The organism is Stenotrophomonas sp. I18B00994, assembly GCF_014145825.1.
In the GTDB taxonomy this organism is placed as follows: Bacteria; Pseudomonadota; Gammaproteobacteria; order Xanthomonadales; family Xanthomonadaceae; genus Stenotrophomonas; species Stenotrophomonas maltophilia.
Map to the genome: position 1 here is coordinate 59,657 of NZ_JACIUW010000005.1, position 15,007 is coordinate 74,663.

The 15,007-nt window shown below is 66.0% G+C and carries 9 protein-coding genes; 7 read left to right on the forward strand and 2 right to left on the reverse strand.

Features of this window, described 5'->3' with window-relative positions:
* Positions 1-158 precede the first annotated feature (158 nt).
* Positions 159-530 carry an outer membrane protein assembly factor BamE gene (bamE, locus tag H4O10_RS07050; protein WP_005409504.1) on the forward strand — a complete coding sequence of 124 codons (372 nt, stop codon included), beginning with the start codon at positions 159-161 and terminating at the stop codon, positions 528-530.
* A 260-nt stretch (positions 531-790) separates the two neighbouring features.
* On the forward strand, positions 791-3,544 hold the full coding sequence (gene acnA, locus H4O10_RS07055; RefSeq protein WP_099562502.1) for an aconitate hydratase AcnA: 2,754 nt from the start codon (positions 791-793) through the stop codon (positions 3,542-3,544).
* A 151-nt stretch (positions 3,545-3,695) separates the two neighbouring features.
* Here acnA and H4O10_RS07060 read toward each other — a convergent pair whose 3' ends face one another.
* The gene (locus H4O10_RS07060) at positions 3,696-5,246 is read right to left on the reverse strand and encodes a BCCT family transporter (protein ID WP_005409502.1); all 1,551 of its coding nucleotides are present in this window, start codon (positions 5,244-5,246) and stop codon (positions 3,696-3,698) included.
* Positions 5,247-5,416: 170 nt separating this feature from the next.
* On the opposite strand from H4O10_RS07060, the gene betI reads away from it, so the two are divergent.
* From betI to H4O10_RS07085, 5 genes are all read left to right on the forward strand, one after another.
* Positions 5,417-6,007 (forward strand): transcriptional regulator BetI, encoded by a 591-nt coding sequence (gene betI, locus H4O10_RS07065; RefSeq protein ID WP_005409501.1) that lies wholly within the window; start codon positions 5,417-5,419, stop codon positions 6,005-6,007.
* Between the two features lie 38 nt (positions 6,008-6,045).
* On the forward strand, positions 6,046-7,518 hold the full coding sequence (gene betB, locus H4O10_RS07070; RefSeq protein WP_076739008.1) for a betaine-aldehyde dehydrogenase: 1,473 nt from the start codon (positions 6,046-6,048) through the stop codon (positions 7,516-7,518).
* 101 nt (positions 7,519-7,619) lie between these two features.
* Positions 7,620-9,302 carry a choline dehydrogenase gene (gene betA / locus H4O10_RS07075; protein WP_012480082.1) on the forward strand — a complete coding sequence of 561 codons (1,683 nt, stop codon included), beginning with the start codon at positions 7,620-7,622 and terminating at the stop codon, positions 9,300-9,302.
* A gap of 222 nt (positions 9,303-9,524) precedes the next feature.
* Entirely contained in the window at positions 9,525-11,201 is a 1,677-nt protein-coding gene (locus H4O10_RS07080) for a long-chain fatty acid--CoA ligase (RefSeq protein WP_076739006.1), read from the forward strand.
* A 200-nt stretch (positions 11,202-11,401) separates the two neighbouring features.
* Positions 11,402-12,271: a crotonase/enoyl-CoA hydratase family protein gene (locus tag H4O10_RS07085; protein WP_012480080.1), complete on the forward strand. Its 870-nt coding sequence runs from the start codon at positions 11,402-11,404 to the stop codon at positions 12,269-12,271.
* Between the two features lie 12 nt (positions 12,272-12,283).
* On the opposite strand, the gene H4O10_RS07090 is transcribed toward H4O10_RS07085, so the two are convergent.
* On the reverse strand, positions 12,284-15,007 hold the full coding sequence (locus H4O10_RS07090) for a response regulator (RefSeq protein WP_083714068.1): 2,724 nt from the start codon (positions 15,005-15,007) through the stop codon (positions 12,284-12,286).

Consider the following 15,007-nt stretch of genomic DNA (forward strand, 5'->3'; position numbering starts at 1 on the left):
ACATACTCGCGGCATCTGGAACAAACCCGCCCAATCCGTGACCGCGATCCTGCGCTGGTCGCATCCGGGGGTTAGACTGGCTCCGCAGCGACCTGCTGCGGCCCCGGGCTGGACGCACCGCGTGCCGCCCGCACCTACCCGCCATAAAAGGATGTTCCATGCGCGCCTTGACCCTTGCCCTGATGCTGGCTGCCCCGCTGGCCCTTTCGACGACGGCAGCCCACGCCAATCCGTTCGGCGCCTACACCACCGGCGTCGAGATCACCCAACAGCAGATGGACACCCTGGAAGTCGGCAAGACCAGCCAGGACCAGGTCCGTGAGAAGTTCGGCGCACCCGGCCGCCGCGAACAGCTGGGCGACACGCAGGTCTGGTACTACGACTACGTGAAGATCAAGACCTTCGGCAAGAACATCCAGGAAGCGACCGTCCTGGAATTCAACAAGCAGGGTGTGCTGACGGCCAAGTCCAAGAGCAACGCTGTTGGCAAGACCGGCAATCCGCTGCTGGATGCCGCCAACGGCAAGTAAGTCCTGCTCGACACGCACTTCCGGACGGGGCGCCCATGGGCGTCCCGTCTGCGTTCGGGCCAGCGGGCGACGACCGCACGCGCTGACACGAAGGCTACACACACCGCTGTAACCTTGCGTTCCAAGCCAGCCGGGTCATTGCCGGGCGCTGGATCGCCGATACTGGGCAGGATCCGGGGCCGGAATGCCACCGGCGACCGCAAGCAGGCCCCTGCACGCATGGGCCAGAGCAAGCCATCCGCAAGAAGGAGTTACCCCGCATGAGCGATTCGTTCTCCACCCGCAGCCAGCTGAACGTCGGCGGCAAGACCTACGACTACTTCAGCCTGCCCACGCTGGGCCAGCGCTTCGATATCTCCCACCTGCCCTACTCGATGAAGATCCTGCTGGAGAATCTGCTCCGGCACGAGGACGGCGGCATCACCGTCGGCAAGGACCACATCGAAGCCGTGGCCCGCTGGAATCCGGCGGCCGAACCGGATACCGAGATCGCCTTCATGCCGGCGCGCGTGGTCCTGCAGGATTTCACCGGCGTGCCCTGCGTGGTCGACCTGGCCGCGATGCGCGATGCGGTGGTCAAGCTCGGCGGCTCGCCGGAGCAGATCAACCCGCAGATTCCCTCCGAACTGGTCATCGACCACTCGGTGCAGGTCGATGTGTTCGGCAAGCCGGACGCACTGGACCTCAACGGCAAGATCGAATTCCAGCGCAACCAGGAACGCTACGGCTTCCTGCGCTGGGGCCAGAAGGCCTTCGACAACTTCAAGGTGGTGCCGCCGAACACCGGCATCGTCCACCAGGTGAACCTGGAGAACCTCGCCCGCGTGGTGATGACCGCGGACAAGGATGGCAAGGCCGTGGCCTACCCCGATACCGTGTTCGGTACCGACAGCCACACCACGATGATCAACGGCATCGGCGTGCTGGGCTGGGGCGTTGGCGGCATCGAAGCGGAGGCCGCCATGCTCGGCCAGCCATCGTCGATGCTGATCCCGCAGGTGGTCGGCTTCAAGCTGACCGGCAAGCTGCCCGAGGGTGCCACCGCCACCGACCTGGTGCTGACCGTCACCCAGATGCTGCGCAAGCTGGGCGTCGTCGGCAAGTTCGTCGAGTTCTACGGTGACGGCCTGCAGCACCTGCCGCTGGCCGACCGCGCCACCATCGGCAACATGGCCCCGGAATACGGCGCCACCTGTGGCATCTTCCCGATCGACGCCGAGTCGCTGAACTACCTGCGCCTGTCCGGCCGCAGCGAAGAGCAGATCAACCTGGTCGAGGCCTACGCCAAGGCGCAGGGCCTGTGGCACGAGCCGGGCAGCCCGCACGCCCAGTACAGCACCACGCTGGAACTGGACATGGGCACGGTGAAGCCGTCGCTGGCCGGCCCGAAGCGCCCGCAGGACCGCGTGCTTCTGGAAGACGTGCAGAAGAACTACCGTGAAGCCCTGGTCGGCATGACCGCCAACCGTGACAAGCGCAGCGACGACGTCTCCTCGTTCGTCAACGAAGGCGGCGGCGCCGCGGTCGGCAACGAGCAGCTGGCCAAGGGCTTCGCCGACATCGAGATCGAAGGCCGCAAGGTCCGCCTGAAGGACGGCGCGGTGGTCATCGCTGCCATCACTTCGTGTACCAATACCTCCAACCCGGCGGTGATGATCGGCGCCGGCCTGCTGGCCCGCAATGCGGCCGCCAAGGGCCTGAACCGCCAGCCGTGGGTGAAGACCTCGCTCGGGCCGGGCTCGCGTGTCGTCACCGACTACCTGGAAAAGGCCGGTGTGCTGAAGGAGCTGGAAAAGATCGGCTTCTACGTGGTCGGCTACGGCTGCACCACCTGCATCGGCAACTCCGGCCCGCTGCCGACCGAAGTCAGCGCCGGCATCGCCACCGGCGACCTGGTGGTCACCTCGGTGCTGTCGGGCAATCGCAACTTCGAGGGCCGCGTGCACCCCGAAGTGAAGATGAACTACCTGGCCAGCCCGCCGCTGGTGGTGGCCTACGCCATCGCCGGCACCACCGACATCGACCTGACCACCCAGCCGCTGGGTACCGGCAGCGATGGCCAGCCGGTGTTCCTGCGCGACATCTGGCCGAGCAACAAGGAAATCGGCGACGTCATCGCCGCCACCATCGGGCCGGAGATGTTCAAGCAGAACTACGCCGACGTGTTCAAGGGTGATACCCGCTGGAACACCATCGCCTCGCCGGACGGCAACCTGTACGCGTGGAGCGATGCCTCCACCTACATCAAGAACCCGCCCTACTTCGATGGCATGACCATGCAGACCGGCAGCATCGACGACGTGCATGGTGCGCGCGTGATGGGCCTGTTCGGCGATTCGATCACCACCGACCACATCTCCCCGGCCGGCAACATCAAGAAGGACTCGCCCGCGGGCCGCTTCCTGCAGGAACGTGGCGTGCAGCCGGCCGACTTCAACAGCTACGGCAGCCGCCGCGGCAATGATGACGTGATGGTGCGCGGCACCTTCGCCAACATCCGCATCAAGAACCTGATGTTCGGTGGCGAGGAAGGCGGCAACACCCTGTACTACCCGGCCGGTGGCGGCCAGCCGGAAAAGCTGGCGATCTACGATGCGGCCATGAAGTACAAGGCCGACAAGGTGCCGCTGGTGGTGCTGGCCGGCAAGGAATACGGTACCGGCTCGTCGCGTGACTGGGCTGCAAAGGGCACCCTGCTGTTGGGGGTGAAGGCGGTCATCGCCGAGAGCTTCGAGCGCATCCACCGCTCCAACCTGGTCGGCATGGGCGTGCTGCCGCTGCAGTTCCGCAATGGCGAGAACGCGCAGAGCCTGGGCCTGGACGGCTCGGAAGTGATCGACATCACCGGCCTGCAGGACGGTGCCAGCAAGCGCGCCACGGTCACCGCGACCAAGGCCGACGGCACCAAGAAGAGCTTCGAGGTTTCGGTGATGCTGCTGACCCCGAAGGAAGTCGAGTACTTCCGTCATGGCGGCCTGCTGCAGTACGTGCTGCGCCAGTTGGCCAGCAAGTAACGTTCCGCTCTCGGTAGAGTCGACTGCTGGTCGACTACCCAACAAAAGGGCCGGATCCTCGCGGATCCGGCCCTTCCTGTTTCTCTGCAGACAGGCATGGCCTGGCTCTACCGCATCTCCGGCGGCACCGGGATGGGCGCCAGGTGCGCGCTCAGCGGCGCGGCGCGTCCGGGTCGGTGCGCAGCGCCTTCAGCAGGCCCCACATGTAGAACGCCAGGGTGAACGAGAATGGCAGGCCGCACAGCACCACCGCCGTCTGCATTGCGCTGAAATTGCCGGCCAGCAGCAGCCCGACGCTGGCCACGGTGATGCCGACGGCCCAGAACACGCGCAGCCAGATCGGCGCGTCATGACCGTCTTCCACGCCATCGTCAACGCGACGGGTACACAGGTTGGCGATCATCAGCGTGCCCGAATCGACCGGGGTCAGGAACAGCACGAAGCCGATCACCACCGCGGCACCGGCCACGTACGGCGCGGCGGGCAGGTATTCCAGCAGCTTGAACAGCGTCATCGCCGCATCGTGCTGGGCCACGTCACCCAGGATCGCCTGGCCATGGTTGAGCACCAGGTCGATGGCGGTGTTGCCGAAGATCGACAGCCACGCCAGGGTGAAGCCGAGCGGGATCAGTAGCACGCCCATGATCACTTCGCGGATGGTGCGGCCACGCGAGATGCGTGCCACGAAAAGGCCGACGAACGGCGCCCAGGCGATCCACCAGGCCCAGTAGAACAGCGTCCACGAGCCCATCCACTCACGGCCCTTCGGGTCGTTGAGGTACATGTCGAAACTCTTGCGCACGAACGCACCGAGGTAATCGCCGGTGTTCTGGATCAGGCCATCGAACAGGTGCAGGGTCGGGCCGGTGACCAGCACGAACAGCAGCAGGCCGCACAGCAGGCGCACGTTGAGGTTGGACAACCAGGCAATGCCCTTCTCCACACCGGCGACCACGCCGATGGTGGCCACCACCATCATCACCAGCACGATCGCCACCAGCACCTGCGGCGTATCCGGGATGTGGAACAGGTAGACCAGGCCGGACTGCACCACCAGCGCGCCGATGCCGAGGTTGGTGACCATCGAGATCAGCGTGGCGAGGATGCCGAAGCCATCGACCATGTCGCCGATGCGACCATGGATGCGCTCACCGAAGATCGGGTACAGCGCCGAGCGCAGCGCCAGCGGCAGGTCACGGCGGTAGGCGAAATAGCCCAGTGCCACGCCGACCAGCGCATACAGCGCCCAGCCGTGCAGGCCCCAGTGCAGGAAGGTCAGCACCATCGCCTCGCGGCCGGCGGCCACGGTGCCGCCGGGTTGCCCGGGCGGATGCAGGAAGTGGTCCAGCGGCTCGTAGGCGCCGTAGTACAGCAGCGCGATGCCGATGCCGGCCGAGAACAGCATCGAGACCCAGGCGACGTAGCCGAAGGCCGGCGATTCCTCGTTGTGACCCAGGCGGATGCGGCCATACGGCGAGAACGCCAGCCACAGCACGAAGCCCAGGCACAGCACGATCAGCAGCATGTACCACCAGCCGAACGCGGCCGACACCTCGGCCTGCGCCCATTGCAGCCAGTGCTCGCTGCCTTCGGGATAGAGAACGGTGAGCAGCCCGAGGATGCCGATCGACACCGAGGAGCTGAAGAAGACAAAACGGTTCAAGCGCAGGGGCGAACGCTTGGGATGAGCCAGGGAAGACATGGGGTCGTCTCATCAAGTCCGAGGGAGCACATGGGCGGGGCCGGACCGGTAAACCGGGCCCATGGCGTGGGGCGCGAGCGCATCCTAGGGTTTATTGATTGAACGTTCAATCAATAAAAAGCATAATGGCGGGCAGCCCGATCCTTCGGGTCGCAATCCGTGGAGAGACAATGCCGAAGAAAGGCGTGGAACCGGTACGGCGCGAACAGCTGATCCGGGCCACTTTCCAGACCATCGACGAGATCGGCATGGCCGATGCGACCGTCGCCACCATCGCGAAGAAGGCAGGGCTGTCCAGCGGCATCGTCGCCCACTACTTCGGCGACAAGGACGGCCTGCTCAATGCTGCAATGCGGCAGATCCTGCGCGAGCTGAAGGACGCGGTCGCCCGCTACCGCGCCGACGCCAGCGACGACCCACGCGAGCAGCTGCGCGCCATCGTCGACGGCAACTTCGACGACAGCCAGATCAACGGCACCGCGATGCGCGTCTGGCTCACCTTCTGGGCCGCGAGCATGCACCAGCCGGAACTGGCCCGGCTGCAGCGCGCCAACGACCAGCGCCTGTTCTCCAACCTGTGCCACCAGTTCAACCGCCTGCTGCCCCACCCGCAGGCCCGCCTGGCCGCCCGCGGGCTGGCCGCGATGATCGATGGCCTGTGGCTGCGCGGCAGCCTGGTCGGCGGCCAGTTCAACGCCGAGAAGTCCCGGCGCATCGCTTACGGCTACATCGACTTCCAGTTGCAGGCTGTCGCGCTATAAGCGCTCCAGCACCCGCCCCCTTCCAAGGAGTACGCCCCATGACCACCCTGCCCGCCCAACAGCTCTACATCCACGGCCAGCGCGTCGATGCCACCAGCGGCAAGACCTTCAAGACCGTCAATCCGGCCACCGGTGAGGTGATCGCCGAAGTGCAGGTTGCCAGCCAGGCCGACGTCGAGCGTGCCGTGCAGAGCGCGTCCGAAGGCCAGAAGGTGTGGGCCGCGATGACCGCGATGGAGCGCTCGCGCATCCTGCGCCGCGCCGTTGAGATCCTGCGTGAGCGCAACGACGAGCTGGCCCACCTGGAAACCCTGGACACCGGCAAGGCGCTGGCCGAAACCACCACCGTGGACATCGTCACCGGCGCCGACGTGGTCGAGTACTACGCCGGCCTGGCCACCGCCATCGAAGGCATCCAGCTGCCGCTGCGCGAATCGAGCTTCTTCTACACCCGTCGCGAGCCGCTGGGCGTGGTCGCCGGCATCGGCGCCTGGAACTACCCGATCCAGATCGCCATGTGGAAGTCGGCCCCGGCGCTGGCTGCCGGCAACGCGATGGTGTTCAAGCCCTCCGAAGTGACCCCGCTGACCGCGATCCGGCTGGCCGAGATCTACACCGAAGCCGGCGTGCCGGCTGGCGTGTTCAACGTCGTGCAGGGCCCGGGCCGCGAGATCGGCCAGTGGCTGACCGAGCACCCGGTGATCGAGAAGATTTCCTTCACCGGCGGCGTCGCCACCGGCAAGAAGGTCATGGCCAGCGCCGCGTCCTCCTCACTGAAGGAAGTGACCATGGAGCTGGGCGGCAAGTCGCCGCTGGTGATCTGCGATGACGCCGACCTGGACCGCGCCGCCGACATCGCGGTGATGGCCAACTTCTTCAGCTCCGGCCAGGTCTGCACCAACGGCACCCGCGTGTTCGTGCCGCGCAGCATGCTCGCCGCGTTCGAGGCCGCCGTTGTCGAGCGCGTCAAGCGCATCCGCATCGGCGACCCGATGGCCGCCGAAACCAACTTCGGCCCGCTGACCAGCTTCCCGCACATGGAAAACGTGCTGCGCTACATCGAAAGCGGCAAGGCCGAAGGCGCCCGCCTGCTGACCGGCGGTGGCCGTGCCACCGAAGGCGCGCTGGCCAATGGCGCCTACGTTCTGCCGACCGTGTTCTCCGACTGCCGCGATGACATGACCATCGTCAAGGAAGAGATCTTCGGGCCGGTCATGAGCATCCTCGCCTACGACGACGAAGACGAAGTGGTGCGTCGCGCCAACGACACCACCTTCGGTCTGGCCGCCGGCGTGGTCAGCAAGGACATCAGCCGCGCCCACCGCATCATCCACCGCCTGGAAGCCGGCATCTGCTGGATCAATACGTGGGGTGAGTCTCCGGCCGAAATGCCGGTCGGTGGCTACAAGGAATCCGGCGTCGGCCGCGAGAACGGCATTTCCACCCTCGGCCACTACACCCGCATCAAGTCGGTGCAGGTGGAACTGGGCGACTACGCCAGCGTGTTCTGACCGGCGCGCCCCGAGCGCGCACCCTCGTCCGGCCACCGCGCCGATCCGACATTCCGCCGGGACGCCTGCACGCAGCGCGCCCCGGCCTGCAGGAGACACCCATGAGCACCCACAACGAGTACGACTACATCATCATCGGCGCCGGTTCGGCCGGCAACGTGCTGGCTACCCGCCTCACCGAAGATGCCGATGTCAGCGTGCTGCTGCTGGAAGCCGGTGGCCCGGACTACCGGCTCGACTTCCGTACCCAGATGCCGGCGGCACTGGCCTTCCCGCTGCAGGGCAAGCGCTACAACTGGGCGTACAAGACCGATCCCGAGCCCTTCATGAACAACCGCCGCATGGACTGCGGCCGCGGCAAGGGCCTGGGCGGCTCGTCGCTGATCAACGGCATGTGCTACATCCGCGGCAACGCGATGGATTACGACAACTGGGCCAGCATGCCGGGCCTGGAAGACTGGACCTACCTGGACTGCCTGCCATACTTCCGCAAGGCGGAAACCCGTGACATCGGCCCCAATGACTACCACGGTGGCGACGGCCCGCTGCGCGTGACCACGCCGAAGGCCGGTAACAACGAGCTGTTCGCTGCGATGGTCGAAGCCGGCGTACAGGCCGGCTACCCGCGCACCGACGACCTCAACGGCTACCAGCAGGAAGGCTTCGGCCCGATGGACCGCACGGTGACCCCGAAGGGCCGTCGCTCCAGCACCGCCCGTGGTTACCTGGACCTGGCCAAGCCGCGCCCGAACCTGACCATCGTCACCCACGCGCTTACCGACCGCATCCTGTTCTCGGGCAAGCGTGCGGTGGGCGTGCAGTGGCTGCGCAACGACCAGCCGCAGCGTGCCACCGCGCGCCGCGAAGTACTGCTGTGTGGCGGCGCCATCGCCTCGCCGCAGATCCTGCAGCGTTCGGGCGTCGGCCCGGCCGACCTGCTGCGCAGCCTGGACATCGACCTGGTGCACCACCTGCCGGGCGTCGGCGCCAACCTGCAGGACCACCTGGAGATGTACCTGCAGTACGAGTGCAAGAAGCCGGTCTCGCTGGCACCGGCACTGAAGCTGTACAACCAGCCGGCCATCGGCGCCGAGTGGCTGTTCCTGGGCACCGGCATCGGCGCCAGCAACCAGTTCGAGGCCGGCGGCTTCATCCGCAGCGACGCCGAATTCGACTGGCCGAACCTGCAGTACCACTTCCTGCCGGTGGCGATCAATTACAACGGCTCCAACCCGATCAAGGCGCACAGCTTCCAGATGCACGTCGGTTCGATGCGCTCGCCCAGCCGCGGCCGCATCCACGTGCGTTCGAAGGATCCGCGCGAACATCCGAGCATCCTCTTCAACTACATGTCGCATGAGCAGGACTGGCGCGAGTTCCGCGCGGCGATCCGCATCACCCGCGAGATCTTCGCGCAGCCGGCGCTGGCACCGTACAGCGGCCGCGAGATTTCCCCGGGCAGCGCGCTGCAGACCGATGCGCAGATCGATGCGTTCGTCCGCGAACATGCCGAGACCGCCTACCACCCGTCGTGCTCGAACAAGATGGGCCACGCCGATGACCCGATGGCGGTGGTCGACGGCCAGGGCCGCGTGCACGGGCTGGAAGGCCTGCGCATCGTCGATGCCTCGATCATGCCGCAGGTGGTGACCGGCAACCTCAACGCGCCGACCATCATGATGGCCGAGAAGCTGGCCGACGTGATCCGCGGCCGCACCCCGCTGGCCCGCAGCACCGCGCCGTACTACAAGGCCAACGGTGCACCGGTGCGCAAGCAGGACTGACGCAAGCGCCCCGCTTGGCGACACGGTCGTGCCGGCCGCTGGCCGGCATCCACCGGAATCCCGATCGAGCGCAGATGCCGGCCAGCGGCCGGCACGACCAAGCAAAGAGGCCCTTCGGGGCCTCTTCGCGTTTTCCCTACGGCGGGGTATGCTGCAATGAACGGCCATTGTCGCTACGCTCAGGGCCGGAACCTAATACATCACGATTCCTGGAGGGGGAATATGAGTCTGGATCGTCCCTGGCTGCAGAGCTATCCGAAAGGCGTTCCCGCCGAAATCGACATCAACGAGTTCCATTCGGTAGCTTCGGTCTTCGACGCTTCCGTCGCGAAATTCCGCGACCGTCCGGCCTACTCCAGCTTCGGCAAAGTGCTCACCTACGGTGAGACCGATGCGCTGGTCACCCAGTTCGCCGCCTACCTGCTGGGTGAGCTCAAGCTCAAGAAGGGTGACCGCGTCGCCCTGATGATGCCCAACTGCCTGCAGTACCCGGTGGCCACCTTCGGCGTGTTGCGCGCCGGACTGACCGTGGTCAACGTCAACCCGCTGTACACCGCGCGCGAACTCAAGCACCAGCTGGTCGACGCGGGCGTCAGTGCGCTGGTGGTGGTCGACAACTTCGGCGACACCGTCGAACAGGTCATCGCCGATACGCCGGTCAAGCACGTGGTCACCACCGGCCTGGGCGACCTGCTCGGCGCCAAGGGCGCGATCGTCAACTTCGTGCTGAAGTACGTCAAGAAGATGGTGCCCAACTACCACATCAAGGGCGCCGTCCGCTTCAGGCAGGCGCTCAAGCTGGGCAGCCGCCACGCGCTTCCGAAGGTCGAGATCGACCACGACGACATCGCTTTCCTGCAGTACACCGGCGGTACCACCGGCGTGGCCAAGGGCGCGATGCTGACCAACCGCAACCTGATTGCCAACATGCAGCAGGCGTCGGCGTGGCTGTCCACCTCGGGCATCGAGCCGGGCAAGGAAGTGATCATCACTGCCTTGCCGCTGTACCACATCTTCGCGTTGACCGCGAACGGCCTGGTCTTCATGAAGTTCGGTGGCTGCAACCACCTGATCACCAACCCGCGCGACATGAAGGGCTTCGTCAAGGAGCTCAAGGGCACCCGTTTCACCGCCATCACCGGCGTCAACACGCTGTTCAACGGCCTGCTCAACACGCCCGGCTTCGACGAGATCGACTTCTCTTCGGTCAAGTTCACCCTCGGCGGCGGCATGGCGGTACAACGTGCCGTGGCCGAACGCTGGAAGAAGGTTACCGGGGTGACCCTGGTCGAAGCCTATGGCCTGACCGAGACCTCGCCGGCGGCCTGCATCAACCCGCTCACCCTGCCCGAGTACAACGGCGCCATCGGCCTGCCGATCCCGTCCACCGATGCGTGCATCAAGGACGACAACGGCAACATCCTGGCGCTGGGCGAAGTGGGCGAGCTGTGCATCAAGGGCCCGCAGGTGATGAAGGGCTACTGGCAGCGCCCGGAGGAAACCGCCACAGCCATCGACGCCGACGGCTGGCTGCACACCGGCGACATGGCGAAGATGGACGAACAGGGCTTCTTCTACATCGTCGACCGCAAGAAGGACATGATCCTGGTGTCCGGCTTCAACGTGTACCCGAACGAGGTCGAGGACGTCATCGCGATGATGCCCGGCGTGTTGGAAGTGGCTGCGGTCGGTGTCCCGGACGAGAAGTCCGGCGAGGTCGTGAAGGTCGTGATCGTGAAGAAGGACCCGAACCTGACCGCGGAAATGGTCAAGGAACATGCCCGGGCCAACCTGACCGGTTACAAGCACCCCAGAATCGTAGAATTCCGAAAGGAGCTGCCGAAGACCAACGTCGGCAAGATTCTCCGTCGCGAGCTGCGTGATACGCCCGCCCAGTAAGGGTTTCCGGGCAACACGACAGTACAGGGGACCCCGCCGGAGACGGCGGGGTCTTTTTATTGCCGGAACATGGCCGGCCCGGCGCTTGCGGGCGGTTCACGACGGGTGCATAGAATCAGTCGCCGCCGCATGTTCAGCTCGCCCCCTCACTCCTCTCCGTCCGCTCTGCGGTTGGCCGGACGGTCATACGGAGAACTCCCATGTCTGCAGTACGCCCCATCATTACCCGCCCCTCGCAGCACCCTACCCTGCGTATCACCGAAGAACCCGAGCGGGATGTTTACTGGATCCATATGCACGCCAACCTGGTCAACCAGCCAGGCCGGCCGTGCTTCGCCTCGCGCCTGGTCGATGACATCGTCGACTACCAGCGCGAACTGGGCGATCGCCTCAGCGCCTCGCACGCTCTGTCACCCCATGTCGTACTTGCCTCGGACAGCGACGTGTTCAACCTGGGCGGCGATCTCGAACTGTTCTGCCGCCTGATCCGCGAAGGCGACCGTGCCCGCCTGCTCGACTATGCCCAGCGCTGCGTGCGCGGCGTGCATGCCTTCCATGCTGGCCTGGGCACCCGTGCCCACAGCATCGCCCTGGTCCAGGGAAACGCACTGGGGGGCGGCTTCGAGGCCGCACTGAGCTGCCACACCATCGTCGCCGAGGAAGGCGTGTTGATGGGCCTGCCGGAGGTGCTGTTCGACCTGTTCCCCGGCATGGGTGCCTACTCCTTCCTGTGCCAGCGGATCAGTCCGCGGCTGGCGGAGAAGATCATGCTGGAAGGCAACCTCTACACCGCCAGCCAGCTGAAGGAAATGGGCCTGGTCGACATCGTGGTGCCGGTGGGCGAAGGTGTTGCCGCAGTCGAACAGGTGATCAAGGAAAGCCGACGCATCCCACACGCCTGGGCGGCGATGCGTGAGGTCAACGAGATCGCCACCATGGTGCCGCTGCATGAAATGATGCGGATCACCGAGATCTGGGTAGACACTGCGATGCAGCTCGGCGAGAAGTCCCTGCGCACCATGGATCGGCTGGTACGGGCGCAGGCCCGGCGCAATGGCGACCCGGCCTGATCGTCTGGCGGGTCAGGACGGGCTGCGCTCGCTGTCGTCGCGGTGCGGTGCCCCCGCACTTCGGGCAGCCAACGCATTCCTGCCGTTGCGCAGAGCGGTCGCCAGGTTGCCGAGGCGGGAGCTCCATTCACCCTTCAGCTGCCAGTCCGCCATGCGCATGATTTCGCCACTGGAGGCGGCAACCTGGACAAGCCCCAGGTTGCTTGCCACGCCGCGCAGCGCGTGGGCGTGCTCGCGGAAATCCTCCCAGGCCTGGCGCTCGCCGCAGCCCTGGAGCTGGCCCATGCTCGCGTCGACGTCCGCCAGGCACTGGTCGATGAACTTGCGTTCGAAGCCATCGCCCATGCCCAGCGACGCCAGCTCGTCCAGCACCGCGGTATCGAGCACGCCATCGCCGACCGGCAATGCAGGCACCGACTGGATGCCGGGCTCGGCGCGGGTGTTGGCGGCGACATCGGCCAGCACTTCCAGCAGGCGGGTGGCCACCACGGGCTTGGCAAGGAAGGCGCGGGCGCCGGCCTGCTCGCAACGCAGGATGGACTCGGGGGTGACGTCTGCGCTCAGCACCATGACCGGAACGTAAGGCATGCCGCTGGCCTGCATCACCCGCAACTGCTTGAGCAGATCCAGTCCGCTCATGCCGGGCATGTGCAGGTCGACGATCGCTGCGTCGTAACTGGCCTGCTCCAACGCATCGAGCACTTCGGCGCCGCCGTTGACGCAGGTGACCTTGTGGCCGGCCTTCTCCAGCAGCCGCTGCAGCACCATGCGGTTGGCCTCGTGGTCGTCGGCGACCAGAACCCGCAGGCTCCGCACCCGTGCGCGATGGCGCAGGAAGGGATTGGAAAACGCGATGACATTGCCGGCTTCAGCCACCTCGGACGGAACCGCCGGGGCTGATGAGGTGTCTGCGACGTCCAGCGTGATCTCGACCCAGAACACGCTGCCGCGCGGGCTGTTCGGCGCATAGCCGACCTGCCCGCCCATCGACTCGACCAGGCCCTTGGCAATGGCGGTGCCCAGACCGGTGCCTTCATGGCGACGGGCCAGGCCGACATCGCCCTGCTCGAACGCATTGAACAGGCGTCCGCGCAACGCCACCGGCACGCCGATGCCGGTATCGACGATCTCGAATCGCAGGCGCATCCGCTCGCTGCCCAGCGCATCGGGGCTGGACACGCGCAGGTGCACGTAGCCACTGTCGGTGAACTTGACCGCGTTGCCCATCAGGTTCAGCAGGATCTGCTGCAGATGCCCGGCATCCCCGAGCAGGCGCGGCGGCACGTTGTCGTCCACCTGCACGCGATAATCCAGCGATTTGGAGCGGGTCTGCGGGGTCAGGATCAGGTTGATCGCCTGCAGCACGTCGGCCAGCGCGAACTCGTGCCACTCCACGCGCACCTTGCCAGCTTCGATCGCGGAGATGTCCAGCACCTCTTCCACCAGCGCCAGCAGGCTGCGGGTCGAGGCCTGGATGGTGTTCAGGCACTCGCGCTGTTCGTCGTCCAGGCGGGTGGTGGCCAGCACTTCGGTCATGCCGGCCAGCCCGTTCAACGGCGTGCGGAACTCATGGCTCATGTTGGCCAGGAAGCGGCTCTTGGCTTCGTTGGCCTGGCGCGCCTCGGCCACCGCCCGGGTCAAGGCATGCAGCAGCGAATCGAAGTACAGCGGAATCGCACCCAGGCCCAGCAACAGGCCCCAGCCCAGATAATCGTGGCCGCGCCAGTACGGCGACAGCATCACCGTGCACAGGAAGGCCAGGCAGCCCATGGCCGTGGCCACGCGCAGGTAGGTGCTGCCGTAGCGCATGCCGTTGCCGATCGTCACCCACAGCATCACCGCATACAGCGGTGCGGCCGGCTCGCCCTGGATGGTCATGATCCAGGCCATGCAGGTGTAATCGGTCAGCATGCCGATCACCCGGCGCACATGCGACACGCCCGGATTGACCAGGATCGCGGTCAGCAGGCCGGCGGAAATGGTCAGCTCGAAGGCGAGGATCAGCCACGTCGCCGTCAGCGCCTCACCGCCGCCGCTCAGCGAGCGCCAGCCGAGATAGCTGATGAACAGTGCCGTGATGATGATGCGGATCAGGTTCTGCGCGTGCTCGCTGTCCTCGCGCCCGGACAGGCGCTGCTTGAAGCGGGCCAACAGCGAGCGCTTGTCGGATCCAGCGGCGGGAATCGTATCCATGGTTGGATGTCGCATCCTTCGGCGCAGCAGGGAGGAGCAGCACAACGGTACTGCCAGCAACCCCAACCACAGGGAAATGGCCAGCCCCAGGTTGGCCTGCCAATAGGGAGTCAACAGCACGGTAGTGCCGAAACTGATCATCGCCAGCACGATGACAGCGGTCAGGTAACGCGGCCCGAAGCGCAGGCCGTTGCCCACCGTGACCCACATCACCACCGCATACACCCACGCCAGCGGCTCACCCATCTGGATCATGCCGATCGCGATCAGGCCGTAATCGGCCAGCATCCCGGCCACCCGCCGCGGGTCCGAGCGCTGCGGCTTCCACAGCAGCCAGCCGAACAACAGCAGCGACAGGCCCAGCCCGGTCAACGCCGTTGCCAGCGCGCCCTGGTACTGATCCAGCCGGTGCAGGCGGGCGCCGGACAACAGAACATAGACCAGGATCAGCGAGATCAGCACCACCCGCACGATCGCCTGGCCATGTTCCGAATCCGGACGCTGCGCCAGCCGACGCCTCACGCGTGCGAACAGGTCCTGCAT